The organism is Microcoleus sp. w1-18aA5 (assembly GCF_036701705.1).
Lineage (GTDB): Bacteria > Cyanobacteriota > Cyanobacteriia > Cyanobacteriales > Microcoleaceae > Microcoleus.
Genome location: NZ_JAUPTE010000086.1, coordinates 1 through 26,883, shown reverse-complemented (window position 1 = coordinate 26,883; position 26,883 = coordinate 1). Strand labels below are relative to the sequence as shown.

Sequence of the window (26,883 nt, the reverse complement as noted above, 5' to 3'; positions counted from 1 at the left end):
TTATTCTCTCCCGGCGCGGTGGCTTTAGTTCTTCTCAAAGCCACCGTTCTCATCTTTATTTAGTCTAAAGTACAGTCAATACGGTTCACATAAGAATAATCGGATTTCCTTTCACAAGTCGGGAACTCTCATAAATGCGTGAAATGAAATTCGTCTGAAAGCGCTAACCCAAGCGTATTGGGATACAGGTTTTTTATTTCTGGGTCCTGAGTCTGCTTTCGGAATGAATCCGGGGGCTTGTATCCTGGATGCTTTCGCTCAAGATGCTTAAATATTAATGATTTGAACAATCATCAACGCCCTACGCCGCCAAGGCCATTGCTATAAAATCAACATGAAGATTTTTTAAACCGCAGATTAACGCAAATAAAGGCTGATGCAATTTTATCAGCGTTCATCCGTGTTCATCCGCTGATATCTGCGGTTTAAAACTCTCAACTTCCGATGGGAGATTGGAGAAAGGAGGGCGATACACTCGAATTGCCTGAATAGGCACTTTCCCATCTGTTTCGGTAACGATTTCGAGGCTGTGTTTGGAGTTGCTCAAATTCTGAGCCAATGTTGTAGAATACTCGCGGCTTGAATCTGTAATTTGTGGAGTAACGTATGAATCAACAAACATTGGTCGCACCTGCCAGGAAATTTCAAAGCCTTTAGGCGTCGGTTTTTTAGACTCTTCATAAGAATTTTTTAGCCACCAGTTTCTCGACTCAATCACGACGCGGCCAGAGTTTGAGACAAACATCTCGTCGTTTGTACCGCTGCCGTCGTAACCTGTTTTAGAACCTACAACGTCAAATTTAAACTTGCTAGCGTCGCTGTTAATCTCAGTAATTATGGCTTTCCAATCTTCGACGATTAGCGGTTTTTGGCTGGATACTTGGAGAATAGCGGGCCAAGAGACGCCAAGGCTAAGGCTAGGTCTGGTGATGGTGTAAAGTTCAGAAAATTCTGAGGGTTTTTTGCTGTCGATCGCAATTCTAGCAGAAATTGTCTTGCCGTTGAAGGTTTTATCGGCGATCGCATCTATTCTATTCCCTTCAAATTCTAAAACCAACTTGCCATCTTGCCACTTAATATCGCTGCCAACCGTATAGGTTTTCACTAAATCCTGCGGCGGTTGAGGAGAATTTGGTTTGTATCGCAGATGCGGTTTTATCAGAGCAGCTAGGAGAAAGTTTCCCCAATCGTTGAGGTGAATGCTGTCCCTCAATAGCTGTTTGGGCTGCAAGCGATTATCTTTCAAATACCTGCGCCAAGGTTCGCGAATTTCCGCAATTTCGCAGCCGTATTTATCGGCCAACTCCGGCAGCCATTGAGTAGAATGAGTGTTGTGCCATTCGTATCTGCTGACTGAATTTGGATCGTCGCTGTTGCCTGTCGGCATCCAGTCGATGTGGTCTGAATGCAAGAGTATTTCGCTAGCAGTGCGGCTGCGGACATTGGCAATTATGGCTTCGTAATCTTCACCGCCTCCGTAGACGTGAAAAATGAGCAAGTCTGGATAAAAAGGATACAAATCGTGTTCGCTGGGACGGATTAAAATCGGGGCGGAAAATCCTCCGATTGCTCTATTTTCCACAATCAAATCTGCATTGGGAAATCGCTGTCTCAAATCCTTTACTACATCTTTCCACCAATCTTGTTCTGTGATGGATTGACCGTAGAATAGAATACGCACTTGGCGGCGGTCTGTTGGAGTGCTAGCTGCAAGTAGCCCCATCGTCCTTTGAATCCTCGCTCCAAAAGTAGCATTATTTGCAATAGGAGCGGGTGGGGGGAATGGCGTATCGGCAGCTATTTTTTTAATGAGCGGAACTAACAGAAAGCTCAGACACAAAAAAATCAGCCACAAGTAGCGATAAATTTTGGATTTTCTGCTATTTCCTTGTTTGGCCATTGTTTTATTTTTCCCTGTCCGTTTCACTTCGCTTAAGGTGGCTGTGGGATGAATGCTCGCGTCTATCAGTAGCTGTAACCTGCTTATGGGCGCACCTCACGAGTAGCTGTAGTGTAGGCTGTATGGAAATATATTACCAAATTGAGCGCGACAAAAAGTGATATAATACCTGCTAATTAATTGCACTCCGATCGATCGCACGTCAAATGGATTACAAAACAGCCCGCAGTTTTCTGATCGACCAAGGAACCGCCCTGGAAACCAAGAAAAATCCCGACGCCTTCCTGATGCGTCTCAAACAAGGTCAACCGCCCGTACCCGGACAGGTGACATCGATTTTATTAGCTTTAAAAATATTGTTTGAAGGGCTGCAAGAATCTCCAATGCTCGATCGACAATTAATCTCGGCACTGCATTTACTGTCAGTAGAAGGTTTGCAGCAATTTGAAGCTGGACTCCGCAGAGGAGTTTCTTGGCCACCGCTGCTGAAGGAAGACTTAAATCGAATTGCGATCGCAGTCAAGAATATATTTTCTGGCGTCTGGCAATAATTAGCTCAGCAACGACCTATCCCAATACCCACCGCCAGCAAACTCAATTTTTTTCTACATTTTTTTTCTACATTTTTTTGTAAAAATTTATGTTAATCTTGCTACATTTACCCTCGAATTGTGGCATCTTAATATAAGAATCAGTTCTCATAAACACTTGGAGAGACTACCATGAACGCCGAAGAAAAAGCTAGACAACTAATTGCACGAGAAAGGCAGCATAGCGAACACTTGCACGACTCTATGCTCAACCGTTCCTCCCACGAGCTAGAAACACATGGGGAGGGAATTGCTGAAGAAAAGGCCAGAGAATTAATGGCTCAAGAAAGGCAGCACAACGAACACCTGCACGACTCTATGTTAAGCCGTTCCTCCCAAGAGGTAGAGGCATCGATCGCACCCGATGACACTGACAAATAAATTTTGTAAACACAAGACTTACGGACACATACCAATAAACCTGGTTTTTATACCATTTTTCATACCATAACAAAGGGCTGTAAAAATGTTTGTGTATAAACAACCAGGTTTCTGAGTCTTGTAATAGTTCAGCACAGCAAAACTCTACTCAAATCGAGGAGGATTTTAGGTGCAATCAAAACAGCCCTTGCTCGGTTGGCAGCCGCTATCACAAGCATCCACGCGCCATATATAGCAATAGAAAATGCCAGGTTCTACTCCTCGCGAAAGCTTTCGAGGGATGCCAAAAGAGCTGGCAGTCCCGCTAGCGCAGCCGACACCAGAGCCTCATCTTTGTAAACTCGCGATCGCAGAATACGGGTACTTTTAGACGCAGAGGTGAAAGAGCCTCGCCGTTGGGAATTGTCGGTTTCCAGCCGCCCTAAATTTTTTGTTTCTCGCGTCACGCACAACATAGCAGTATCCTCGCAGTATCGTCAATTAATCCCTAAATATGCGCCCGTAAAATTTCTCACGGCTTGCTGTATGTTTCTATTATTACTCAGATAGGTAACAGAGATGAAATCATGAAATAATTATTCACGATAGCTAGGGATCAACTTAAACTGCTTAACGGCTTTTATTAATTTGTTACACGGCTGGTTTGTTTAAGCCGATCGCCCGCGACGACACAGACACCAGCAATCAAAATCACCGATTTTACAGGAGGAACGCGGATCAATGATGCTAACTCTTAGTACAGCAACAGTTATAAGTCAAATCCAGCCGACTGTCGAAAGCTTGCGCGAGGGAGACTACCGCTACCGAGACTCCTTTGCGATTGATCGACCTTTCAGAGAAATCCAATTTCGCAAACAAGACAGATACATCACCGGCAGCGATTCAGACAAACGCACGGGCAAAAGTTACTGCTTCCGGGGCATCCCCCAGCACAACAACATTATTAACATCACGGTAGCAATCGAAATTTTCCCAAAAACACCACAGAAAACCGAGTGGAAATTAGCACCGGGAAACCCCATTAATTTCGACAGGCTTTATCCACTGCAAGCAGGGCCTGGATTAGAATTGTACAAATGTTTGACCGCATTTTTACCAAAATTGAAGAATTAGTTATTCGTTACTTCTTAGTGGTTATTCCTTAATTGCTTTGGCTGGTTAATAACCAATAACATTCGTCAACAGTGAACAGTGAACAGTCAACCGTCAACAGCCAACATTTAACTCCCTAAGAACCAGCATTTTCCAATTCTTCCCGGAGCATTTCCCGGTAGACTTTCGGCAAACGAGAACTCATAGAATTGTTCTCAATTCCATATCCCAAACTCGTCCAAGTTCCCGAAAGCATCCGCAATACATCAGTTAATCTTTCCTGGCGCAACATCTCAGGAATATCAGCTTTCCAAAACTTGCGATCGCTCAACCAAGCATAAACCACAGCATCCTGATCTTCTGGTTCAAAACTGTAATCTTCCCAGAACAAAAAATTAGCACGACGCGCCTGATAGCGCTTAGCCTTCTCCTTCCAAGTCGTAGTCAGAAATTGATACCTGCCCGCAGCGGTAGTACACTTGCCCCGATTCGGGCCATTAACAATCTTCACGCACCAGTCAGGATGCCTGCTCAAATCTAATATATATTTGCCACCGTAAACCACGTGATAAGGCCGAGAAACATTCGACTCGCTAGCAGAAATAGTTCGCATCAGGGCTCGAATGTAAGGATCGCCCGTTTTAATAGCCAGCGGCGGGAATTTTCCCACCCCGCTTACCGACTGCGATAACTGCTGATTTCCCCGCAAACTGTCAACCAAAAAAACACCGCCGCCAATCACAGCGCCGATTAAAAGTATAAATCCGAGGATTTGAATCTCCGATCGCCTCAGCAAACCTCTTTTGCGACGGCCGAATTTCTCAGCTTCTAGCCAACTCATTTCCATTTCCGAAATTTCGGCTAATTTTCGCGCCGCCCGCATCTGGCGCACCCGAAAATCGTATTGATATAGCGGCGCGGCTACCAGCGTTAGACTCGATAAAATCCCCGCCAATTTGCTCAGCCAGAAATCTAATTCACCGGCTACCGCAACATTTGTTAGAGTAGATATTCCTGTTAGCAACTGGGCCGGATCGATCGATCGCGCTGGCCAATAAAAAATCGCAAGTTGCACCAACAGCGACAGATTAAAGGCAAAAAAAATCACTACAACAGCATTCAAGCCTTCTCGCAAGTGCGATCGAATACCAATGTGCCTGCGCTTGAACTTGCGCGCAACGCGAAAGCGCCCCGGCATCATAATTAGTAAGGGATTTAAGATTTTGACGGCGAACAAGTGAAACACAAAAAACAAAGGCAACTGAATTAGCCAAGCCGCCAGCAGTAGAGTCAGAAAGCCGATATTGTCGCTGACAAAAGGAATGCCCCTGCGAAGGACAAAACTAAAACTCTGAGCGAGAGCAAATGCCCTTAACCACGAAATCGGATAGGGGAGCCAACCTGGCCACTTGAGAGTTTTCATGCTGAGAGAGGGAAATTTCAACGGCGAATCGTAAAACTATTAAGATTTTGCCAGATTTGGCGATCGGAAAATTGTTGTAGGCTGCGTCAGCCCCAATCTTTGACCCAAATCACATCTTGCACCATTCTCGCTAAGCCTTTTTTGGGCGGGCAGGATGCCCACCCCACAAGAAAATGCACTTTTTGTAGAACAGGCCGGACAGCCTGTTCTGGACAATGGTGCAACATCTAAGACCCAAATCAAATGGTTTTTTGTCTGGCCGAAAGCATCCAGGATACAAGTCCCCGGATTCATCCGTCCAGAAATAAAAAACCTGTATCCGATAAAGGAGCCCCCGAATTTATCGGTGGGGTCAATGCTTCAATCTAAAATCTCAAATCTCAAATCTAAAATCGATTGACGCACCGAACTCAAGCGAGGCTAATTCAATCAAACCACGCCGGCAAACAACTCCTCAAAACTCTTTTGCGGAGCCTCCGACTTCGCCACAATTTCCACAACCTTGTTGCGAGAAGTCGGCTGAAATAGCGCCTCTACGCACACTTGGGCTACCTTGGTGCGGGGAATGCTGCTCTCAAACATTTTGTCCGCACCTGTCATGACGATCGCATCTGAATTATCCTCATTTTTGAGGCCGCCCGGACGGACGATCGTATAAGTCAAGCCGCTTTTTTGCAAATACTCCTCGGCTTGCTTTTTCCAAACTAGAATCAGCCAGAACAAATTCAGCGGGTGAAAAAACTGAGAGACACACAGAGAAGTCACAAGCACAAAATGCTCAATTCCCTTAGCCTTAGCTGCATCCACCAAATTTTTAGTACCTTCAAAATCCACCTTGTAAGGCGCTGTGGGGTCAAAACCAGGGGCCGCCCCTGTCGCGCACAGCAATACCGTACTATCGCCGATCGCATCGCCCAGGGAAGCCGCATTTAATACATCCCCAGTCACTAACTCAGCCTCCGGTGGTAAAATTTGTCTAGCTGTGTCTAGATTTCGGACTAAGGCGCGCACGGGAATACCTCGCTTGACTAATTCTGCGACGATTCGGCGACCAGTCTGACCTGTGGCTCCTGCTACAAATGCTTTCATAAGTCGAGTTATGCTGAACTAGGGTAAGTTTTGTTACTATCAATTTCTCAATTGTAGGGAGGAAACTTCCTTAACACATCCCCAACCAGATTGATTGGCGTGTATAACAGGAGAGCATACGATGAAGCAGGATTCCGCTGAATATCAAACTGTTGAAGCTTCTGACGAAAACTACTACCCAGATGCGAGTTTCCAACAGCCCGAAAGTGGAAGCGCGGATGCAGGAGAGGAAGTTGAGCCGATTTGGTTTCACACGCATTTTGAAGACAGCATGGAGATGTACGCGGATGCGGAGACGGTGGCAACGCATTTGAACAACCACAAGACTTGGTTTTGCCAGTGCGCTTCGCCGATGAAGGCCGAGCCGCTTGGAGAAAACGGCTATGATTTATTAATCGGGCGTTTTGGGGCTTTCGGCTACCGTGTTGAAGCGAGAATTGGTTTAGAGTTGCTGCCGCCGGATGCTGAAGGCTGCTATTTGATTAAGACTATTCCGGTTCCCGATTATACCTCGCCTGGGTATGAAGTGGATTTTCGATCGGCAATGAAGCTAGTGGAGATACCGTCTCAGGAATTTGCCGCCGATTGGCCGAGCTCGGAACGTGCTAAGCTGCCGCCTGCGATTACCATTACTACGTGGAAGCTGGATTTGGCTGTGGGAGTTTGCTTTCCTAAGTTTATTCGATCGATGTCTCAACCTTTAATAGAAAAAACCGGCGATGCGCTTTTGGAAAAAATCATCAAACAAGTTAACCGGCGCTTGACTTATAAAACTCAGGTTGTTTTTCACGAAAGTTTGGGCATTCCTTTTCCGAAAAATCCTAAGAAACATTAAGGAGACTTACGCTCTAAGCTGTACTGCATTTAAATTGTATGTTAAGTGTGGGATCTCCTGCCCAACCCCTACTCCCCACAAGAGTAAAGATCTATTTTACTCTGCAATTTAAATGCGGATTAGCTTAACTCACATTTGTAGGGTGTGCACTGCACACATGACTCATAAGTTAGACTTCGGCGTGAACGTTCACTCGCACAATTGTAGATTAAATTATTAGGAATAACTGATTGTGTATGGGTTGGAATCACGAGTATACAGTTGCTTTTTTAAAACTGATATCACGGTCTCCGGGTTCTTAGGGCGCGCCTTATGCCTATGTTTTTGAATCCAACACTTGCTTGAGCAGTTAATCCAAATAACCAAGTTATTGCTAATAAAATTTAAGGGTAAGGTCATGATTGCATTTGACATATAGCAATCCTTGCAGGAGTCGTAATTTTTTTACCCCACCCCAACCTTCCCCCAACCCGCTGGGAGTCCGTAGGAAATTCACAAATTATTTAGGATTGCTATATGCTGATTTCTTATCACAAAAATTAGTTTTTATTATGGGTCAATTTAGCACAGGGTTAGACACAATAGTTTCACGTCAGATCCCATCAAGTTCGAGAGCATTGTTATTAAAAAATTCTGCTTCTGTCATCAGGATTTCCCTCCTAATTTCCTCATGATTAAGCAATGTAGCCGACGCAGTTCAAAGGTGGTTACGATCGCCCTCGGAAACCACAAGTGTCTCAGATCACAAAGCCGATCGATCCCCCTCACTGCCCAAAAACATAAAATTATGTCAGATTAAGTAAGGGGTTATAAAATAACTCTTGCCATATCCCTAGAAAGTTATGACAACGAAACTAAGAGCTACCCACACAGAGAAAATGGAGAGAGACTTGCACCAGTTGAGGGCAGACCAAGAACTGATTCTCAACCAAGTAGACAATGCGATCGCTCTGTTCGACTCGTCTGACTGCTTAGTTTTGTTTAACAAAAAATTGGCCGGAATCTGGCAACTGTCCCCAGAATGGCTGGAAACAAAACCGAAGTGCCACTTGCTGTTTGCGGAAATTGTCGATCGGGGTTACTTGTCCCTTCAGCAGTGGCAAGAGTTTCAGCAAGCACTTGAAAAATCTCAGCATGAAAGTTTATCATTTTATTTCGAGCAAGCCAATGCGGTTTGTTTGGAGGTGTGCGCCACGATTACCAACAGCGGCGGACGGCTGTTTACCTTTAGAGACGTTACGGTATACCGAAACTCCCAAGCTAGCTTGAACGCAGAAGTCAGGCGTCTGAGCTTTCTTTTAGGTTTAACCGAACGCCTGCAAAAGTCTGACAGTTTGCAAGAAATAGGTCAGTTTGCCCTCACCTATTTAGTAGAGGCAATGAATGCAGCTTTCGGAGATGTCAAGGTAATTAACGGCAAGGGAAACGACCGCCAAGCGTCGGGGATTTGCAACCAAGTTTCTAGTCAATTTTTGGCTACTTACGGGGAACCCGTAGTCGCAGGAATGCAAGAATTGCTCGACCAAGGCATTCCCTACGGCATCGGTTTGCTGTGGGAAGTGGTGAAAACTGGTAAACCTTTGTTTGTCGAGGATTATGCCCAACACCCCAATGCCGTGCCGGAATTTCGGCATCCGGGAATTGGACAACTGGGTATTTTTCCGATCGCAGCCACCAACGGCACGATCATCGGAGTGCTGACGCTGGAGTCCCGCAACATCAAAAAACTGCAAGCCGCCGTCCACCAAGAAGTGCTGGAGGCTGCTTGCCGGACTCTGGGGGCGGCGATCGAGCGGGCTCAGACACAAGAGAACCTGCGCCAAGTTAACGAAGAATTAGAGTATTCTTCTCAGTTGAAATCCGAGTTTTTAGCCTCAATGTCCCACGAATTGCGGACGCCTCTCAACAGCATTCTCGGCTTTTCTGACTTGCTGCTGCGACAAACGGCCGGACAGTTGAGCGATCGACAAATCAACTATGTAGAACTGATCGAAAAAAGCGGCCAGCACTTGTTGCAGCTAATCAACGATATTCTCGATCTTTCTAAAATTGAAGCGGGGAAAGTAGAGCTAAGTTTACAGCCGGTTCGCGTTCACGAACTCGCGACAGACTGTCTGAAAATGATTCAGCCTCGGGCAGACAAAAAGCGGATCGGGTTGTCTTTAGAACTCGACTACCGCATTACTAAAGTTTGGCTGGACGAACGGCGAGTGCGACAAATTGTGATTAATTTACTTTCCAATGCCATCAAATTTACCCCCGAACAGGGACAAGTTAAACTCAGCGGGCGTCTGGCCTACGGCAGCGAAATAGACGGCGACTACCGGCCGGATTGTTCTCCTGTAAATGCCAGCACTCCTTATTTTTGTTTAGAGGTAAAAGACTCCGGTATCGGCATTCCTCAAGACCGCTGGCACTTGCTATTTCGACCTTTTCAACAGGTGGATTCTTCCCTGACTCGGCGCCACGAAGGTACAGGTTTGGGTTTGGCTTTGACTAAGCGATTGGCAGAATTGCACGGGGGAACTGTTTCTTTTCAATCTGTTTGCGATCGGGGAAGTCTTTTCCGCGTTTGGCTGCCTTTGACGGAGATGCGTCAACAGTTGGGAAACTTTGCTTCTTGTGCTTTGGATACCAAGTTAGTTCCTGCTTCTGCGATCGCTTTACCAATTGCCAGGAAGCGGATTTTGGTTGTCGAAGACCAGCCTTTTAACCAAATGTTAATTTCTGAGGTGATGGAATTGGAGGGGTACGGGGTAGAGATACTTGCGGATGGGAAGGCGATGGCCGATCGTATTCTCGCCGCCTCAGTAGCCGCGGAGTTGCTGCCGGATTTAATTTTGATGGACATTCAGTTGCCGGATGTTGACGGCTTTGAGTTGATGCGCCGAGTTAAAGCAGATCCTGTCTGGGATTCGGTACCGATGATTGCGGTGACGGCGATGGCGATGCCCGGTGACAGTGAGCGATGTTTGGAAGCTGGCGCTTCTGCTTATTTGAGTAAGCCACTGGATTTGAATTTGACGATCGCTACTGTCCGTTCTTTTCTCGGTTAACAATAATTATTTGCAGTTCCAGCACTGCCATTTATGAAAATTGATAACAACAAAGGTTAAACTCAATAGTAGATAAATATCTATATGACTTGCCCGCACTTGCCTCAGAAAGCCTGTTCCTAGGAAAAATATTGAGTTTAGTAAGGAGAAATATATCAATTAACCCGTTTTCGAGCTTCCCCACGCGCAACTTCCGAGCTAAATTCAATGTATTATATCATATTCCATGTCAAACAAGTCGCCCTGCATCATGTTGGTTGATGACGAGCCAGCTAATCTGATTTTACTGGAAGAGTTATTGCTCATGAAAGGATACGCTACAGTATCAGCGCTATCTGGCGCTGAAGCCCTCTCCATTGCCCGCGCCTCTCGACCCGATTTAATTTTATTAGATATTATGATGCCGGAGATGAACGGTTTTGATGTGTGCGAAAGCCTGCGTAAGGATACGGCATTGCAAACTGTACCGGTGATTTTTTTAACTGCCCTTGATGACGATATGTCTCGCATCAAAGGGTTAGAAATGATGGCCGATGATTATTTGACAAAACCTTTTAACAGTCGTTTGTTGCTGGCAAAAGTTGAAAATATTTTGCAGTTGAGTCAAATGCGATCGCAAGCTGTATCTTCCCAATTCAACCAGCAGGTAAAAGAGCAAAGCAAACGCCAAATCGCCGCAGCTTGGGAAGCCAACGAATATCTTTCAGAAAAATTTCAGCTATTTGTGCCAGAGCAACTTCTCGAACGAATTGCGCCACAAGGAATAGAATCTATTCAGTTGGGCAATGTCACAGAAGAAGAGCTGACTGTTTTATTTTGCGACATTCGCGGGTTTACTACGATCGCCGAATCTCAACAAGCTCGCGAGACTTTTGAATGGTTGAACGCTTTTTTTACTAAAATGAACGAGTGCATAACGTCTCACGGCGGGTTTATTGACAAATACCTAGGCGATGCAATCATGGCAGTATTTGACAAGCCTAATTCTCACGCTATGGATGCGATCGAAGCCGCAGTAGCAATGCAAGAAACTTTGCAAGAATTTAATGCCACTCGCCACAAATACAATTTAGAATCTCCCGTCAATATTGGTACGGGAATTAACACAGGTATCGGCATGATCGGCACTTTAGGTTCCGATCGTCGCATGGACTCTACAGTCATCGGTGATGTCGTAAATACAGCTTCTCGGTTAGAAAATTTAACTAAAATATACGGCTGCCAAATTATTGTTAGCGAAAATGCCATTGTTCGTGCAAGAGAATTTCTAAATGGCATAAGTTCCAACTCCCACTCAAAAGAAGGTCTATTATTAAAATGCGACTTAGAATTAGAAACACAGGAGAGTATTATTTCTACTTCTGGGGCGACTGCTGCTGACAGCCATTTGCCCAGCAACAATTATTATTATCGCTGGATCGATCGAGTAACCCCGCGTGGCAAGCAGCAAGCTATTGAAATCTACGAAATCTGGGCAGCCTCCTGTCCCGACTCGGAGGCAAAGCAGCTTACCCAGGGTTTATTTGACAAAGGAATTCAAGGATGGCAATCTGAACGATTTGTCGCAGCCTTGGGATATTTTCAGCAACTAATAGAACAAAACCCTGCTGATACAGTCGTCCGTTTTTATATAAATCGCTGCCAGGAAAAACTAGGTTTACTACCTGCAAATAGCACTTCATAAAGATTTAACTTTTAGGGCGGGCTACAAGGGGAGCATCTCAATGAAAGCAGCTAAGCTAGAAATTGGAGTTAGGAGTCAGGAGGAAAGAGGAACAAGGAAGAAAGAAGAAGCCAGAAGAAGTGTTTTTACAAATATGAGATGCTCCCAGCTACAAGCCCACCCTACAATAGTTTAGACTTATTGCAAAAGTCCCCTACTATCCTGCGTTGCGTCTATGGTTTCCCTATCAATGAAGGATTTATGCAATAAGTCTACAGTAATTGGAGTTCGCATCACACAGTCGTCAAAACTTGCTCTCTCAATTTCCCGATCAACTCATTCACACCTCCCGCATTCAAACGGTAACTCAGAGGATGACCGATTAAATAAGCTGAACTTTCAAACAAAACATCAATTTCCACCAAACCATTTTCTCGCAAAGTTTTGCCAGTCGAAACCAAATCCACAATTGCCTCCGACATTCCTGTAATCGGCCCTAACTCCACAGAACCGTAAAGCGGCACAATTTCCACCGGCAAATTCAAATTGTGAAAATATTCTCTTGCACAGTGTACGAACTTAGAAGCAACTCTACCGTGAGGAGGCAAATCCACAGTTCTTCGATAAGAACTAGATTCCTTCACCGCCACCGACAGCCGACATTTGCCAAACTTTAAATCAATTAAATTAGCAACTTTTGGCTTTTTTTCCCGCAAAACATCATAGCCAGCAATTCCCAAATCCGCTTGACCGTATTCCACATAAACCGGCACGTCGTGCGTCCTTACTAGCAAAGCTTTGGCAGTGCCTGTCGGGTCATATATTTGAAGTTGTCGGTTAGATGAATCGAGAAAAGCACTGAAGTCTAATCCAACCGATTTAAACAGCCGAATGCTATCTCCTAACAATCCGCCTTTGGGAAGTGCAACAGTAATCATGTCAATTTTTAGAGTGTAATTTTCTCAAGTTGGGAAGGGGGCGATCGCGGTCTAAGCAGAAACAGCTTTTACCAAACTCAGAATAACACATAGAGTTAATAGCAAAAAATAAATTTCTGGTATTGCTCGATCCTTTGTTTGAGGATATATTATATTTAGTAATTTTTTAGTGAGTCACTTGTTTCAAGGGCGCTCGGTATGGAAAACAATCAAGAATTGGATGAAAATTTTCACAGTGTAGACCAGGATTCCCTGAAAAAGATTACAGTAGATGAAATCCTCTCAGGCGGTGGTGTAGAGAAGGAGGAAATGGACTATACAGTTGCTGTACCTAACACTAACCAGACCAGGGTTCCCAGGGACAGAGGCTTCTTATCTCATGTGCAATCCAGCGTGTTCGATCGCGCCCCCCGATCGCAGTTTGCAGAAAAACGCGGAACGCTGGGAGGCTGTTAATTTGACAACTCTCCGCCCTAGAAGGGCAGAGATTCTTGTATCATTCAGTCCACTTAATAAGTACAGCTTCCTGTACTTACCAGAGATGGTTCTGTCCTCAAGCTTTCGACTCATTGCAGAGTCTTGTTCCCGTGTGCCCCACGGTACAATTTAAAACCCAAAATACTGGTTTCTCTGGTACTTGTTGCTCGAAGTTTTTACCCGCGCAAGCTTTTCTGCGCCGAACCCCATAACTTCAGTTTTCAAGGTGCGTTGCCTTCAGGCGACTGGGTTTTTAATGTGGTTGAATACCCTAGCCACATTACAATATTATCACGACCAAGAATAAAAAGTCGTCCTATAAGGACGGGGCTTTAGACCCAATTTTTTGGTAAAATGCTTGCAGAGACTGGTGCAGACAACGAGCCGATCGCCTGATCGCCATTGTGTGTCACGCTTTTGTATATTCGACTCTAAAACTTAAAATTGCACAGGCGATCGGAAATAGCTAACAGCTACATTATGACCAAATTGACTCTGGTAATCGGCAACAAAAATTATTCCTCTTGGTCGCTGCGCGCTTGGCTGGCGATGAAACAAGCTGGACTGGAATTTGCCGAGGTGAGAATCCCCTTAGACTGGCCGACAACGCATGAAGAAATTCGGCGCTATTCTCCTTCGGGAAAAGTGCCAGTTTTAATCGACGGCGATCTGAAAGTGTGGGAATCTTTAGCAATTTGCGAATACGTTGCAGAACGCTTTGCAAATGATTTGTGGCCGACAGATGTAGCCCAACGGGCGATCGCCCGTTCCATCTGCGCCGAAATGCACGCGGGTTTCCAAAATTTGCGCGACAATATGCCGATGGACTGCCGCAACCGCTATCCGGGAGAAGGGATGACTGCCGGTGTCAAAGCAGAGATCGATCGCATCTTTTCCATTTGGCGCGAATGCCGCCAAAAATTCGGGACAGGCGGCAATATGCTGTTCGGAAAATTCACAATTGTTGACGCTATGTTTGCCCCCGTTGTCATGCGTTTTGTCACCTACGGAGTCAAACTAGATTCATCAGCAAAAGCTTATGTGGATGCGATTTTGGCCTTGCCTGCCATCCAGGAATGGGTAGCAGCAGCTTGCAGCGAAACGGAAAGTATTCCACACATTTAAATTTAGCAAAAATCAGTTTACTTAACCTAAAATCTCAAATCTCAAATTTAAAATCAGGATGCGGATTCTTTTAGTTGATGATGAAGTTGAGTTAACTGACCCTTTGAGTCGAGTCTTAACGCGCGAAGGTTATACAGTTGATGTGGCATTTGACGGAGCAAGTGGCAGCAATTTAGCGATGCAGGGCAATTACGATTTGCTAATTTTGGATTGGATGCTGCCGAGACAAACCGGACTGGCAATTTGCCAGAAGTTGCGATCGCAAGGACGGAATACACCAGTGCTCTTTCTCACCGCCAAAGATACCGTAGACGATCGCGTACAAGGACTCGACGCCGGTGCAGACGACTATTTAGTCAAACCTTTTGAACTGCGAGAACTGCTAGCCAGAGTCCGCGCATTACTGCGGCGGCCTCCTACTTTTGATGCCGAGGTTGCTGTCGGGCGGCTGCAAGTTGCAGATTTACAGCTAGACTACGACAATCAATTAGCTTATCGGGGCGATCGTACAATTGATTTATCAGAAAAAGAATGTCAGTTATTAGAATACTTAATGCGTCATCCCGGTCAATTGCTAACACACGAACAAATCCACCAATATTTGTGGAGTGAAACAGAAAAACCCAGCAGCAATGTATTAGCCGCTCAAATTCGCCTGCTGCGCCGAAAAATAGAAACCCCTGGCGAATCTGTCCTAATTCACACAGTCTACGGCAGAGGCTATCGCTTTGGAGAAGCAAATTAAAAATAATATAAATTGTACAAAAATCATTTTTACTTCTTCCCTCTTCCTTCTTCTTTCTTCCTTCTTCGTTCTTCCTGACATCCGTTAAATCCGTTACATCCGTTACAGAATCCGTTGCCGAACTTCCCTCTTCCATCGGACTGACATCCATGACATCCGTTAAATCCGTTACAGAATCCGTTGCCGAACTTCCCTCTTCCTTCTGCTATATTATCTATTATCGGGGAAGTATGCACCCTAAATCCGCCCTTATGTATCTTGACAAACCAAAGTAATTACTGTCACCTCCGGCGGACAAAATAGCCTTCCCGGCGCATAAGTCCCCAAACCGCGATTCACGTACAGCAAATTACTCCCAACCCGATGCAAACCGCTAGCCCATTCCCAGTGAGTAACTACTCGATCCCAAGCCGACAGAAAAGGAATGAACTTTCGGATTCGTTTAGGAATAAAATAGCCAATTTTTCTGACCCAAGCGTACAAAGGGCCGATACCAGGAATAACAATTTGACCACCGTGAGTGTGGCCAGAAAACTGCAAATCAATCCGCCAATTTTGCAGCTTTTCAGCAGTGTCAGGATTGTGAGACAAGACAATCCGAGGAATCGCGGGATTTATGGATGTCATTACAGGTTTAGGCGCAAAATCGCCCGACCAAAAATCTGCTAACCCAACTAAAGCCAATTCAGAGCCCAAAGGATAGATTGCTTCGTTGTACAAAACCCGAATTCCGACGCTATTTAAAGCCTTAGTAACCTCTCTTTTTGCCTCCGGCCAGTAGTGGTCATGATTGCCCAAAACCGCGTAAATTCCCACCCGACTTTGCAAGTTTTTCAATCGCTGCACTAAGCCGTAAATAGGTGCGGGGTCATAGCTAATAAAGTCACCAGTTAAAAAAATCAGGTCTGGTTCGGCTTCATTGGCTGCTGCAATCGCCTCTTCTAGCAACCATTCCGACAGTCGCACCCCGTCATAGTGAAAGTCTGTAAGCTGTACAATTTTAGTACCGGATAGATTTGCTGGAAGATTGGCGATGGGTATTGTTAAATACTCTACTCGCAGTTTTCCAGTTAATAACCTGTGCATAAATCTAAGGTTTATTGGTTACAGAGCGCCACCTCTAGCTTAGCAAATAAACAGGCAAGACTGCAAAACTAGACATTCTTCCCTTTTCCTTATATCCTCTGACTAATGACTACAGTCCGGGACGCAAAAATTGGAATTTCCTCAAGAGAATTCAAACAGAAATGCCCAATTTTTAGTTAGGCTTTCTTGCAAAATTGTTTCGGTATTACGCGCCCAACTAATACAGCATTTTTATTATAAAATTATGACTTCCGTAACAAGCTGTTTAAAACGCGATCAATTCTCTTCATACTGGCATTCCCCGCCTCTATATTCTTTTAGCAATTGTCAAAGCTGAGATTAGTGCCGATCCCCATCGCATCGGCTTACCATAGGGGGATTGATCCTACCAAACACTATCTCATTATTAATGATTTATTACTGAGTAGGTGGAAATAAACATGGCGTGGGGGAAGCCGAGTTTTGCATTAATAATAAACTGTGGCTAGTATATGTTATTGCCTTACCCGCCCCTAGGATATTTTATTTTTTTGTCGCGTCTGCCTAATTGTTAACTAATAACTTCTGACGAAAGCCGCTTCTTCTCAATATATTGCTGGTGGTAATCCTCTGCCATATAAAATTCACTAGCAGGTTTGATTTCTGTGGCAATATCTTTGTCGTATTTACCGGAACTTTGCAATTTGTTTTTGGAGATGCGAGCGGCTTTTTCTTGTTCGGAATTGTGATAAAAAATTACAGACCTGTACTGTTCGCCTCTGTCGGGGCCTTGGCGATTGATTTGGGTAGGGTCGTGACAGTTCCAAAATACATCAAGCAGTGTTTCGTAACTCACCTGCGATCGATCGTACTCTATCAGCACAGATTCAGCGTGACCAGTCACTCTGGCGCAAACATCGAGGTAGCAAGGATTGGGCCAGTGACCTCCTGTATAGCCCGCAGCCGTTGAGACGACACCCGCAACGGCGCGAAACTTGTGTTCAACTCCCCAAAAACAACCGGCGGCAAATGTGGCTTTTTCCATCGTGTTACTCATCGTATTGCGCTCAAACTTGGTAATAAATTATACTTGACATATTCCCATAAGTGTGCATTCCCAAACTAATCGCGGCTGTACGTAGTTTAGCAAATATTGCCGTGCTTTCTCCAAGGGTTCTAAGGGCGATCGACTAATTCCCCCTGCCAAAAATTGCTGCCAGTAACAGTGTTGTAAATAATCGATTAACCACAACTGAGATTCAGTATCTAAAGTTTTATCAATTTCCTTTGCCAATTCCAAAGCAGACCGCAGATTTTGAGGCAACTGCTTCACCTTTTGCAGCAAATCATCGGGTATTGATTGCAGTTGCTGCCAAATAGCAATTGCCTCCCCAGGACTGCCCTGAGCCATCCCCAGTACCTCGGAATGATCCAAAATCTGCGCGAATCCGGCTTGCTGCATAACTTGTGCCATTGCTTCGGGATTCAGCCTAGAAAACTGGATTTTTTGACAACGAGAAATCAAAGTTGGCAGCAAAGCTTCCACTGTCGGAGCAATTAAGATTAGGGCTGCTTTTCCCGGTTCTTCCAATGTCTTCAACAAGCCGTTAGCGGCTCCCTCGCCCATTGTTTCTGCTTGTTCCAAAACTACGACAGAACGCGCAGCTTCTAGCGGCGGTCGGCTGAGAAAATCACCGATTTCTCGAACTTGTTCTAAACGAATTTGTGGTGGTGCTTTCCGCTTCAAACCGGCTTCCTCTGCTTCCTTTGGTGTAAGCCGTTTGCCTTGGTTCATGTAAGTGGGTTCTACCCAAAGTAAGTCTGGATGATTTCGCTGCTGCACGCGATTTTGTACCGAGGCTACGAGTTTGGTTTCGGGAAGATTGGCTGAGAATAAAAGCTCGATGAAACATTGAGCAGCTAAACTTTTGCCGATGCCGTTAGATCCGACAAATAAATAACCAGGAGCAATTCGGTTTCGCTCGACTGCTTGTGTTAGCAATTCTACTGGTCGCTCTTGTCCGATTAATGATGTGAAATAATTCATGTGACAGTTGACAGTTGACAGTTGACAGTTGACAGTTGACAGTTGACAGTTGACAGTTGACAGTTGACAGCTTGCCCGAAGAGCGCAGTCGAAGGGTTGACAGTTGACAGTATTCAGTTGACAGAAGGAAGTTATTGTAGGGTGCGTAAGGAGCGCTGAATGTAATGACTACCTATTCAAGAATTTTGCCCCGCTACCCTATGGTGAGTTAGTTACAACGAAGAAACCGGGTTTTTCCTCGAACTTGAGGATTTTTAGCAAATATTTCGTAAAAAACCCGGTTTCTGGCTATCTATGTAAGCTTACTTTTCAGAATTGGTATTATTTAAATATCCCCAAGCTTCTAACCGGCGAGTTACAATAGCTTGAATTTCCTGAGCGACTTCATATTCAGGCCGATCGGCATTTATGCGAACAATTCGAGATTTATTTGCCTCGGCTAACTCCGCAAAACCTTGCTGCACAAGGCGGTGAAACTTCAAATCAGCTTGCTCGATCCGATCGCACCCTCCCCTGGCCCTTACCCTAGCCAAACCCGCTTCCACATTAATATCCAGCCACAAAGTCAGATCGCTTTCCAAGCCGCCGGTGGCAATGTCATTCAACTGCTTAATTAAATTTAACTTAAGACCGCGGCCGTAGCCCTGATAAGCGATCGTAGAATCAGTAAAACGATCACATAAAACAATCGTTCCTTTCAATAACTCGGGTTTGAGAAAAGTTTCGACGTGTTGAGCGCGATCGGCAGCATACATGAGTAATTCTGCTCGATCGGATACAGATTCCCCCCCATCTTGTTTCAGCAGCAAATGTCGCAGTCCCCTTCCCAACTCAGTACCCCCCGGTTCGCGAGTAGCCACCAACCGGACTCTCAGACAGCAACTTGCTTGCAGAAACTGTATCAAGCGCTGCATTTGCGTAGTTTTACCCGCACCTTCAACCCCCTCAAACACGATAAGTTTGCCCTTCATTGCCCTAACTTTCCACCTGAATAAAATAAATCCATATTGTTCTGTTCATCTGTTCTAGGTTCGGTATGATAATAAAGTCTAAATGCCTCACGGCTGGAGTTGTCTATGGCTCGCTATACTGGTTTTTTTATCGTTGCCGTTCCGATCGACCGTCTCCGTCAATCCCTGATTGAAATTTTAGAGTCATGCAATCTTGATATTATCTACAATACAGGAGATTCCGTCATGGCTCGCGAACTTCCCGGTCAAGTTTCGATTGCCAAACTTGTCACCGCAGAAGTCCTAATTGAGAAAAACACGGCTAGCGACTCAGAGGTTCGCATGAACTTCGTGATTAAAAACGAGGAACTGCCCCTGCAAACCAACAACCACTGCCGTCAAATGTTCGAGCTAGTGAGTCGTTCAATTATGAACAACAATAACTGGCGACTTTTGGAAAGTATGGCACTGTAGCCATCAGTCAGTCAATTTGAGGTGTGAGATTTTCGCTTGACTCTACAGATGAATCAGGGGGTTCTAACTAACGTGGAAACTTCTTGGCTCTCGACTCCTGGTGTGAGGGGTTTGTTTCCCTCTTGGTATGAGGTCATCAGTCATTAATTTCTAACTAATGACCGATGACCTCCGACATTTATCTGTCATCCCTAAATTTAAGCTCGAAATCCCCGACGCAAAAACAAAGAATTTGTCACAACGCTAACAGAACTAAACGCCATAAATGCTCCCGCCGCCGCAGGACTGAGTAGAATTCCGGTTGCAGGCAGCAAAAGACCCGCTGCAACCGGAATTCCCAGAGTATTGTAACCAAAAGCCCAAAATAAATTTTGGCGAATCTTATTAAAAGTAGCGCGCCCCAGTTCGATCGACTCAACAACATCCATCAAAGCATTTCGCATCAACACAATTTGAGCAGTCTCAACTGCGACATCCGTACCGCAGTGCAAACCGATACCGACATCCGCTTGAGCCAAAGCCGGGGCGTCATTGATGCCATCCCCCACCACAGCCACTTTACAGCCTTGGGCTTGCAAAGTCGCGATCGCCCTCGCCTTCCCCTCCGGCCGCACCTCGGCCAAAACATCAGCCGCCGCCAAACCTAGCTGCTGCGCCGTCACCGCCGCCGCAGACGCCGTATCCCCCGTCAGCATCATCACCCGCAATCCCATGCCCCGCAAACGTTCCACCGCCGCCTTAGCATCCGGTCTCAGAGTATCTTTTAGCCCGATTACCCCCAGCAAAACGCCGCCAGAAGCCACGTAAACCGCCGTTTTGCCTTGCAAAGACTCCGACAATTCCGTCGCCACAGCGACCCCCTGCTCTTTCATCCACTCAGCATTTCCCGCGAACACCCGCCGGCCCTCCACCAAAGCCGAAACCCCCAAGCCCGGTTCCGTGCAGAAATCTTCAGCAGCTAGCAGCGGCAAACCTTGCTGTTGAGCTTCCAGCAAAATCGCTGCAGCGATGGGATGACAAGCGCCCCTTTCCACCGCCGCCGCAATTTGCAGTAGTTTTGAGTCAATTGTGGAACAAACCTCTTGTTTGTTTCCAGAAACCCCATCAATTGTGGAACAAACCTCTTGTTTGTTTCCAGAAAACCCATCAATTGTGGGACAAACCTCTTGTTTGTTTCCAACATTAATATCTGAGTTGAAATCCCACTCCGAATTCTGGAAAATCGGCAAATAATCTGTGAGTGTGAGATTTCCGGTTGTCAGAGTGCCAGTCTTGTCAAAAACTACAGTATCTAATTGATGCACCCGTTCTAAAACATCACCACCGCGAATTAAAAGTCCGCGCTCCGCCCCGATGCCAGAACCGACTAAAATTGCAGTTGGGGTAGCCAGTCCCAACGCGCAAGGACAAGCAATGACTAAAACTGCGATCGCCAATTTCAAACTTAAGAGCAAAGGCGATTGATAATGGATAATTGGCAATTGATAATCGGTAACTGATAAGTGATTTCCCATGCCCAATGCCCCATTCCCGATGCCCATTGCCCCATGCCCGATGCCCCATGCCCCATGCCCCATATCGTGTCCTAAAAGCACAGAAGGCCAAATATGGGTGCCGGCAAAATACCAAAATAGGAAAGTTAAAACCGATATCCCCATTACCCCATAAACAAAATATCCCGCCACAGTATCAGCTAAATTTTGAATCGGCGCTTTGCGAGTTTGGGCTGCCTGCACCAAAGCCACCATTTGAGCTACAGTGGTTTCCTTACCGGTGCGAGTTGCCCGCATCACAACTGCGCCGGATTTATTGATAGTTCCGGCGGCAACTGTATCTCCTGGTTGCTTCAAAACAGGCATCGATTCGCCACTCAGCATCGACTCATCTATTGTTGTTTTGCCTTCGCAGACTTCACCGTCTACCGGTATTTTTTCCCCTGGCAGAACTTGCAGCCATTCTCCGACTCGGACGCGATCGGCTGGAATTTCAATGTATTGTGGATCGTAGACCGCAGATGTCGAGTTTAAAGGCAATTCTTGCGATCGCAAATCCAAACTCGAAAGTTTAAAATCAACTAAGCGGGCTTTTGCCGGTTGCAATGCCATTAAAGCTTGCAAAGCAGAGGCAGCGCGGCGTCTGGCTTGCTGTTCGAGAGTTTTGCCCAACAAAATAAAGCCCAGCAGCATCACCGGTTCGTCAAAAAAGCACTCCCATCCCATCCGTGGAAACAGCAGCGCCGCGTTGCTAGCGGTGTAAGCTGTGACAGCGCCTAAAGCTACCAAAGTATTCATGTTGGGTGCATTTCGCCACAAACTGCGGCACCCGTCAACGATAATCGGGCGGCCCGGTAGCAGCAAAGCTAGGGTAGCGAGTCCCCAGTGAAACCAAATATTGCTGAGAATTGGGGCTTTTGTGCCGAGTACGTGACCTAAACCGGATAGAATAATTAGGATAAGGGCGATCGTCAATTGCTTGATTTGCTGTCGAATTTCTTGCCCCCGCCGTTCAATTGTTGCCGCTTCTGCTTCCCGGTGATTTTCACCTAAACGAGACTGAGAGGGAAATCCATTATCAGTCAACTTTTTCGCTAAAGCCTCTGCATCGACAGTCCCCGGTTGACACTCAACCGTCGCGACTTCTACGGCCAAGTTAACGCAAGCTGAAATTACGCCTGAATACTGCATGAGTTGACGTTCCACAGCTTTCGCACAGCCGGCACATTTCATCCCGCCGACATCGAAAGTAACAAGTTCTGGCGGTGAGTCTTTAACTGGTAGGATTTCTGCTTGAATTTCGGGAATAGTTTTGGGCAAAAATTGCATGGTTTTTTTTGGTATTGATTAGAATATTTGGGTAGTTCTGAAAGGATTTAATGCACTGTTTAGACAAATGTCTATATTTTTATCATAGATAAATATTGTGGCATCTTCCAAAAGTGTTAGTTTTTTTTAATTCTTATTAGTTCCCCGCTGTTAAATCCTTAGTCCGGCAGGGTTTTCAACTACTGTCGGGCTGCGAGTTTAATGCTAAGACACGGTTTGGACACGGCAGTGCCGTTTCCCTATTTGGTATAATGACCCAATTGCCTAGTTAGTATCCAAATTTTATTTGACCAATTTAGCTATGACAGCCACACCCAAATTTTATATTATCAAACGTCCTGCCGGTAATTGCGAAATTTTGCCGTTGGCGGAACCCTCGCAGAGGATCGCGCAACTCGAAGAACAAAACCCCACTATTATTGAAAAGTGGGGCCCTTACGATTCGCCCGAAGATGCTATCGCCCGCCGCATCGGATTAATTCGCGCCGGCAAATGCCAGCCGCAATGAGGAATTATATCAATTCTGGTTGCACCGGAATTATTGTTGACTGTTGACTGTTGAAGGAGGGGTTGAAAAACTGAATGATAGTTGAGTATTGACTGTTGATTCGATTTTACAATTCCGATGCTAGCGGAGTTGATATTAATATTACTTTCCTCCCCGTCGCGAAAGCTAACGTGATATCAAATATTTTAGCATCAAAATTATTCCTATCTCTCTTCTATTCATCTGCGTAAATCAGCGTCAATCCCTTGTCCGGGGCGGTTAATACATTCTCTTTTTTTCACCGCAGATGAGGGCAGACAAACACAGATTAACGCAGATGAATTAGATTAATTTCGGTTGCACCGTCCGAGATTGTTGGGTGTTGACTGGGTTTGATCTGACTCGCAATGACGGATTGCAAAAAATACCGAAGCATTCGAGTTGAAAATCTGGGCTTTGGGCCGTAAATCTTCGCCGAATGCTTTTTTTGAACTGACACCTACACAAGTTTTCTATTTAGATTTAGAAGGTGCTGCACTCGGTTTTGCTTGCGCTGCATTTGGTTTAGCTGGCGCAGCATTCGGTTTGGCCTCCGCCTTATTGTTCCCAGTTTTACCAGTAACTTGCTGTGTCAAAACTTCCATAGCTTTTGCGTACTGCGGATCGGCCGTCGTAGCGATTTTATCGCGATCGCGCCTCAATTCCTGTTTTTGAGCGTCGGTGAGTTCTACCTTAAAATCCGGTTCAATCCCGGCGTGGTTGATATCAGTGCCGTTGGGAGTAAAATACTTGGCAATTGTCACCGCTAAACCGGCACCATTTCCCACGCCGCGTACTGACTGAACTAAACCTTTACCAAACGTCTTTGTTCCCACCAAAACCGCGCGTTTGTTGTCTTGCAAAGCACCGGATAGAATCTCGCTAGCACTTGCTGAACCGCCGTCTACGAGTACAACTAACGGTTTGTCTGTGAGTTCTGCCTTATTTGCCGTTTGTTTATCGGCCTCACCGACTCGATCGACCGTCGAGACGATCGTACCTTCTTTGAGCCACATCCGAGCAATTTCAATACTTCCGTACAGCAACCCGCCGGGATTGGAACGCAAGTCTAAAATATAGCCCGTCACTTTTTTCTGTTCCAAATCCTTAATTGCCGATCGCATTTCCGATGCAGCATTCGCACTGAACTGATTTAAGCGAATATAGCCGACTTCTCCGATGGGAGTTTTCTGCACCGACTTCCGCACAGGATGAATTTCAATTTTAGCGCGTTTCAGCTTAAATTCTAATTCTTTGCTTCCCCGCAAAATCGTCAGCGTCACCTCAGTATTCACCTGACCGCGAATCAAACTTACTGCTTGATTCGTATCCATGCCTTCTGTGCTCTTGCCGTCAATCTTAGTAATGATATCTTTTGCCAGAATACCAGCACTAAAAGCAGGGGTATCTTCGATCGGCGAAATCACCACCAACTTCTTAGTTTCCTCATCTTGAGTCAACTGAATCCCAACTCCTGTGAGTTCCCCAGAAGTTTCAACCTGCATATTTCTGAACTCTTGAGGGTCCATAAACCGCGTATAAGGATCATCCAGCTTCTTCAGCATTTCCCGAATTGCTTTGTAAGCTTCGTCGTCGCTGGTATAAGTCCGGTTCAAATAATCATTCCGCACCGCTTTCCAGTCAACCTGGTTAAAAGTGCCATCTACATAACTTTTGTCAATAATTTGCCAAACTTCATCAACTAACTCTTTAGGGCTTCCCCTAAAAGAAGCCAGAGATTTAGAACTGCAACCAGTGTTCGCAAGAGTTACGGCAGTGAGTACCACCGCTGCTGCACTTAGAACAAGCCCTCGTTTTGTTATAACCATTTGTGTGACGCGCGGGAGGAAAAGAGTTCACAATAATTACGCTCAATCTAACACAGGCAAGGCCTGCTCGCCTTTGGCGTACATATATTATTCCATTTTGCCGAGTTCTGCGGTGTCAACTTAAGACTGAAACCCTCTATCTCTTTCGTTTGTATCAAAGTCTCGATCCCCCTAAATCCCCCTTAAGAAGGGGGACTTTGAGCGTTATTGTCCCCCCCTTACTAAGGGGGGCTAGGGGGGATCTCCGGGGCAAGAAAACACGTCCTAGGGTTCAACCCAGCGATCGTCCGATTTAATCAAGTCAATCAATTCTGCCACGCCTCGGTCTTCGGGGACTTTCTTAATTTCTTCCCGGCCCCGGTACAGCGAAATATAACCCGGTTGCTTCCCGACGTAGCCGTAATCAGCATCAGCCATTTCTCCAGGCCCATTGACAATACAGCCCATTACTGCTATATCCAAACCGGTGAGATGCTTCGTCGCCTCTCTCACTTTGTGTAACACTTCCTCTAAATTAAACAAAGTGCGACCGCAGGAAGGACAAGCGACATACTCAACCATCGTTTTCCGCAGTCCCAAGGCTTGCAGAATGCTGTAGCAAACGGGAATCTCCTTTTCTGGGGCCTCTGTCAGCGAGACGCGGATGGTGTCACCGATACCGTCAGCTAACAAAGGTGCGAGGCCTGCGGTGGATTTGATGCGGCCGTATTCGCCGTCTCCTGCTTCCGTGACGCCGAGATGCAGGGGGTAATCCATGCCGAGTTCGTCCATCCGGTGCACCATCAAGCGGTAAGCAGCAACCATGACGGGCGCGCGGGAGGCTTTCAGGGAAATTACGATATTTCGGAAGTCTAGGGATTCGCAAATTTTGATAAATTCCAGGGCGGATTCCACCATGCCTTCGGGCGTGTCGCCGTAGGTAAACAGCATCCGTTCGGCGAGGGAACCGTGATTAACGCCGATTCGCAAAGCTTTGCCTTGGTCGCGCAGGGAAATCACTAGAGGTTCCAGGGTTTCGCGGATTTTTTCGCCAATTTCCGCGAATTCGGCGTCGGTGTATTCGGTTCTGTCGGCTTTCGGCTTCTCGAACACGTAAAGTCCCGGATTGATTCTCACTTTGTCTACGTGTTTGGCCACTTCGAGAGCAATTTTCATACCGTTGTGGTGGACATCGGCGACGAGGGGCACGGGTTGGTAGGTGGCGTGCAGTTTTTGCTTGATTTCGGCTAAAGCTTTGGCGTGGGCCATGCTGGGCACGGTGACGCGGACGATTTCGCAGCCAATCTCGTGCAAGCGCCGAATTCCGGCGACTGAACCGTCGATGTCGAGGGTGTCTTCGTTAATCATCGATTGTACGACGACGGGGTTGCCACCGCCGATCGTGACGCTACCGACTTTGACGGGCCGAGTTTTGCGGCGTTTGATGGTGGTGTCGAAGGTGGGTTCGGTGGTGAGGGTTTTAGTGGGATTCGGCAGAGTTTGCATAACTGGTTGGTAGAGTTTTGTTACTAAGGTCTATAAAAATGTGTCTGCTGTTTTTCAGGTTGCCATAGAAAGGGTCTGTTTGGGCAATGAGGTTTTGGGATTTAGGATTTTTGATAGAAGTACGATCGAACTTGTAAGTCACATTATGTAGTTTTGGGCGATCGGGCGATCGATTTTTTAGTATTAAAATTTAACATTCCTGGCGGACAATATACCCATTCCACCGATGAATCCGGGGGCTTGTTTAACGGTTGATAAATTTCAGGTAGAATATAAAATCATTGTGGGCGATCGCCAGGGCTATTTCATTCTAAACAACTCCTTAATTAGTTTAAGGCCAAATCCCGCCAGACGTTGGGCTTGAGCCATAT

Annotated in this window: 23 protein-coding genes; 11 read left to right on the top strand and 12 right to left on the bottom strand. The window is 45.9% G+C overall.

Annotated features, from left to right (window positions below; translation table 11 throughout):
* Nucleotides 1-394: 394 nt before the first annotated feature.
* Nucleotides 395-1,900: an SGNH/GDSL hydrolase family protein gene (locus Q5691_RS23410; protein ID WP_333347357.1), complete on the bottom strand. Its 1,506-nt coding sequence runs from the start codon at nt 1,898-1,900 to the stop codon at nt 395-397.
* Between the two features lie 206 nt (nt 1,901-2,106).
* Between Q5691_RS23410 and Q5691_RS23405 the strand changes: the two genes are divergently transcribed.
* Nucleotides 2,107-2,451: a hypothetical protein gene (locus Q5691_RS23405; protein WP_015174589.1), complete on the top strand. Its 345-nt coding sequence runs from the start codon at nt 2,107-2,109 to the stop codon at nt 2,449-2,451.
* 171 nt (nt 2,452-2,622) lie between these two features.
* Nucleotides 2,623-2,871: a hypothetical protein gene (locus Q5691_RS23400; protein WP_333213079.1), complete on the top strand. Its 249-nt coding sequence runs from the start codon at nt 2,623-2,625 to the stop codon at nt 2,869-2,871.
* Between the two features lie 254 nt (nt 2,872-3,125).
* Here the strand turns inward: Q5691_RS23400 and Q5691_RS23395 are convergent, their stop codons facing one another.
* A complete protein-coding gene (locus tag Q5691_RS23395; protein WP_333213078.1) occupies nt 3,126-3,326 on the bottom strand; it encodes a hypothetical protein in 201 nt (66 codons plus the stop codon).
* 265 nt (nt 3,327-3,591) lie between these two features.
* Between Q5691_RS23395 and Q5691_RS23390 the strand changes: the two genes are divergently transcribed.
* Nucleotides 3,592-3,984, top strand: coding sequence for a hypothetical protein (locus tag Q5691_RS23390; protein WP_333213077.1), 393 nt, complete (start codon nt 3,592-3,594; stop codon nt 3,982-3,984).
* Between the two features lie 115 nt (nt 3,985-4,099).
* Here Q5691_RS23390 and Q5691_RS23385 read toward each other — a convergent pair whose 3' ends face one another.
* Complete coding sequence (locus Q5691_RS23385) at nt 4,100-5,386, bottom strand: glycoside hydrolase family protein (RefSeq protein WP_333309067.1); 1,287 nt, start codon at nt 5,384-5,386, stop codon at nt 4,100-4,102.
* A 429-nt stretch (nt 5,387-5,815) separates the two neighbouring features.
* Nucleotides 5,816-6,475 (bottom strand): NAD(P)H-binding protein, encoded by a 660-nt coding sequence (locus tag Q5691_RS23380; protein WP_333347354.1) that lies wholly within the window; start codon nt 6,473-6,475, stop codon nt 5,816-5,818.
* A gap of 121 nt (nt 6,476-6,596) precedes the next feature.
* On the opposite strand from Q5691_RS23380, the gene Q5691_RS23375 reads away from it, so the two are divergent.
* The 3 genes from Q5691_RS23375 to Q5691_RS23365 all read left to right on the top strand — a co-directional run bounded on the left by Q5691_RS23375 (nt 6,597) and on the right by Q5691_RS23365 (nt 12,050).
* Entirely contained in the window at nt 6,597-7,310 is a 714-nt protein-coding gene (locus Q5691_RS23375; protein ID WP_333213075.1) for a DUF1997 domain-containing protein, read from the top strand.
* 842 nt (nt 7,311-8,152) lie between these two features.
* Entirely contained in the window at nt 8,153-10,366 is a 2,214-nt protein-coding gene (locus tag Q5691_RS23370; protein ID WP_333213074.1) for an ATP-binding protein, read from the top strand.
* 226 nt (nt 10,367-10,592) lie between these two features.
* Complete coding sequence (locus Q5691_RS23365) at nt 10,593-12,050, top strand: response regulator (RefSeq protein ID WP_333213073.1); 1,458 nt, start codon at nt 10,593-10,595, stop codon at nt 12,048-12,050.
* Between the two features lie 272 nt (nt 12,051-12,322).
* On the opposite strand, the gene hisG is transcribed toward Q5691_RS23365, so the two are convergent.
* Complete coding sequence (hisG, locus tag Q5691_RS23360; RefSeq protein ID WP_333076539.1) at nt 12,323-12,967, bottom strand: ATP phosphoribosyltransferase; 645 nt, start codon at nt 12,965-12,967, stop codon at nt 12,323-12,325.
* 198 nt (nt 12,968-13,165) lie between these two features.
* Here hisG and Q5691_RS23355 point away from each other — a divergent pair, with 198 nt between their 5' ends.
* The 3 genes from Q5691_RS23355 to rppA all read left to right on the top strand — a co-directional run bounded on the left by Q5691_RS23355 (nt 13,166) and on the right by rppA (nt 15,314).
* On the top strand, nt 13,166-13,423 hold the full coding sequence (locus Q5691_RS23355) for a hypothetical protein (protein ID WP_333347350.1): 258 nt from the start codon (nt 13,166-13,168) through the stop codon (nt 13,421-13,423).
* 501 nt (nt 13,424-13,924) lie between these two features.
* On the top strand, nt 13,925-14,569 hold the full coding sequence (locus Q5691_RS23350; RefSeq protein WP_333213071.1) for a glutathione S-transferase family protein: 645 nt from the start codon (nt 13,925-13,927) through the stop codon (nt 14,567-14,569).
* Between the two features lie 58 nt (nt 14,570-14,627).
* On the top strand, nt 14,628-15,314 hold the full coding sequence (gene rppA, locus Q5691_RS23345) for a two-component system response regulator RppA (RefSeq protein WP_333213070.1): 687 nt from the start codon (nt 14,628-14,630) through the stop codon (nt 15,312-15,314).
* Between the two features lie 249 nt (nt 15,315-15,563).
* Here rppA and Q5691_RS23340 read toward each other — a convergent pair whose 3' ends face one another.
* The 4 genes from Q5691_RS23340 to tmk all read right to left on the bottom strand — a co-directional run bounded on the left by Q5691_RS23340 (nt 15,564) and on the right by tmk (nt 19,397).
* A complete protein-coding gene (locus Q5691_RS23340) occupies nt 15,564-16,400 on the bottom strand; it encodes a metallophosphoesterase (protein WP_333309078.1) in 837 nt (278 codons plus the stop codon).
* A gap of 550 nt (nt 16,401-16,950) precedes the next feature.
* Nucleotides 16,951-17,436 (bottom strand): peptide-methionine (S)-S-oxide reductase MsrA, encoded by a 486-nt coding sequence (msrA, locus tag Q5691_RS23335; RefSeq protein WP_445304760.1) that lies wholly within the window; start codon nt 17,434-17,436, stop codon nt 16,951-16,953.
* Nucleotides 17,437-17,463: 27 nt separating this feature from the next.
* A complete protein-coding gene (locus tag Q5691_RS23330) occupies nt 17,464-18,426 on the bottom strand; it encodes a DNA polymerase III subunit delta' (RefSeq protein WP_333347347.1) in 963 nt (320 codons plus the stop codon).
* Nucleotides 18,427-18,728: 302 nt separating this feature from the next.
* On the bottom strand, nt 18,729-19,397 hold the full coding sequence (gene tmk, locus Q5691_RS23325) for a dTMP kinase (RefSeq protein WP_333213067.1): 669 nt from the start codon (nt 19,395-19,397) through the stop codon (nt 18,729-18,731).
* Between the two features lie 105 nt (nt 19,398-19,502).
* On the opposite strand from tmk, the gene Q5691_RS23320 reads away from it, so the two are divergent.
* A complete protein-coding gene (locus Q5691_RS23320) occupies nt 19,503-19,850 on the top strand; it encodes a hypothetical protein (protein ID WP_190659999.1) in 348 nt (115 codons plus the stop codon).
* Nucleotides 19,851-20,047: 197 nt separating this feature from the next.
* Here the strand turns inward: Q5691_RS23320 and Q5691_RS23315 are convergent, their stop codons facing one another.
* Entirely contained in the window at nt 20,048-22,672 is a 2,625-nt protein-coding gene (locus Q5691_RS23315) for a heavy metal translocating P-type ATPase (protein WP_333347344.1), read from the bottom strand.
* Between the two features lie 301 nt (nt 22,673-22,973).
* Between Q5691_RS23315 and Q5691_RS23310 the strand changes: the two genes are divergently transcribed.
* Nucleotides 22,974-23,180 (top strand): DDE transposase family protein, encoded by a 207-nt coding sequence (locus Q5691_RS23310; RefSeq protein WP_333213065.1) that lies wholly within the window; start codon nt 22,974-22,976, stop codon nt 23,178-23,180.
* Between the two features lie 491 nt (nt 23,181-23,671).
* On the opposite strand, the gene ctpC is transcribed toward Q5691_RS23310, so the two are convergent.
* Entirely contained in the window at nt 23,672-25,027 is a 1,356-nt protein-coding gene (ctpC, locus tag Q5691_RS23305) for a carboxyl-terminal processing protease CtpC (RefSeq protein WP_333213064.1), read from the bottom strand.
* Nucleotides 25,028-25,291: 264 nt separating this feature from the next.
* Complete coding sequence (gene ispG, locus Q5691_RS23300; protein WP_333347343.1) at nt 25,292-26,512, bottom strand: (E)-4-hydroxy-3-methylbut-2-enyl-diphosphate synthase; 1,221 nt, start codon at nt 26,510-26,512, stop codon at nt 25,292-25,294.
* Nucleotides 26,513-26,883 lie beyond the last annotated feature (371 nt).

Bases quoted from the DNA above. Each gene is read 5' to 3' on its own strand.
- Q5691_RS23410 (WP_333347357.1), bottom strand. From the start codon at position 1,900: ATGGCCAAACAAGGAAATAGCAGAAAATCCAAAATTTATCGCTACTTG.
- Q5691_RS23405 (WP_015174589.1), top strand. From the start codon at position 2,107: ATGGATTACAAAACAGCCCGCAGTTTTCTGATCGACCAAGGAACCGCC.
- Q5691_RS23400 (WP_333213079.1), top strand. From the start codon at position 2,623: ATGAACGCCGAAGAAAAAGCTAGACAACTAATTGCACGAGAAAGGCAG.
- Q5691_RS23395 (WP_333213078.1), bottom strand. From the start codon at position 3,326: ATGTTGTGCGTGACGCGAGAAACAAAAAATTTAGGGCGGCTGGAAACC.
- Q5691_RS23390 (WP_333213077.1), top strand. From the start codon at position 3,592: ATGATGCTAACTCTTAGTACAGCAACAGTTATAAGTCAAATCCAGCCG.
- Q5691_RS23385 (WP_333309067.1), bottom strand. From the start codon at position 5,386: ATGAAAACTCTCAAGTGGCCAGGTTGGCTCCCCTATCCGATTTCGTGG.
- Q5691_RS23380 (WP_333347354.1), bottom strand. From the start codon at position 6,475: ATGAAAGCATTTGTAGCAGGAGCCACAGGTCAGACTGGTCGCCGAATC.
- Q5691_RS23375 (WP_333213075.1), top strand. From the start codon at position 6,597: ATGAAGCAGGATTCCGCTGAATATCAAACTGTTGAAGCTTCTGACGAA.
- Q5691_RS23370 (WP_333213074.1), top strand. From the start codon at position 8,153: ATGACAACGAAACTAAGAGCTACCCACACAGAGAAAATGGAGAGAGAC.
- Q5691_RS23365 (WP_333213073.1), top strand. From the start codon at position 10,593: ATGTCAAACAAGTCGCCCTGCATCATGTTGGTTGATGACGAGCCAGCT.
- hisG (WP_333076539.1), bottom strand. From the start codon at position 12,967: ATGATTACTGTTGCACTTCCCAAAGGCGGATTGTTAGGAGATAGCATT.
- Q5691_RS23355 (WP_333347350.1), top strand. From the start codon at position 13,166: ATGGAAAACAATCAAGAATTGGATGAAAATTTTCACAGTGTAGACCAG.
- Q5691_RS23350 (WP_333213071.1), top strand. From the start codon at position 13,925: ATGACCAAATTGACTCTGGTAATCGGCAACAAAAATTATTCCTCTTGG.
- rppA (WP_333213070.1), top strand. From the start codon at position 14,628: ATGCGGATTCTTTTAGTTGATGATGAAGTTGAGTTAACTGACCCTTTG.
- Q5691_RS23340 (WP_333309078.1), bottom strand. From the start codon at position 16,400: ATGCACAGGTTATTAACTGGAAAACTGCGAGTAGAGTATTTAACAATA.
- msrA (WP_445304760.1), bottom strand. From the start codon at position 17,436: ATGAGTAACACGATGGAAAAAGCCACATTTGCCGCCGGTTGTTTTTGG.
- Q5691_RS23330 (WP_333347347.1), bottom strand. From the start codon at position 18,426: ATGAATTATTTCACATCATTAATCGGACAAGAGCGACCAGTAGAATTG.
- tmk (WP_333213067.1), bottom strand. From the start codon at position 19,397: ATGAAGGGCAAACTTATCGTGTTTGAGGGGGTTGAAGGTGCGGGTAAA.
- Q5691_RS23320 (WP_190659999.1), top strand. From the start codon at position 19,503: ATGGCTCGCTATACTGGTTTTTTTATCGTTGCCGTTCCGATCGACCGT.
- Q5691_RS23315 (WP_333347344.1), bottom strand. From the start codon at position 22,672: ATGCAATTTTTGCCCAAAACTATTCCCGAAATTCAAGCAGAAATCCTA.
- Q5691_RS23310 (WP_333213065.1), top strand. From the start codon at position 22,974: ATGACAGCCACACCCAAATTTTATATTATCAAACGTCCTGCCGGTAAT.
- ctpC (WP_333213064.1), bottom strand. From the start codon at position 25,027: ATGGTTATAACAAAACGAGGGCTTGTTCTAAGTGCAGCAGCGGTGGTA.
- ispG (WP_333347343.1), bottom strand. From the start codon at position 26,512: ATGCAAACTCTGCCGAATCCCACTAAAACCCTCACCACCGAACCCACC.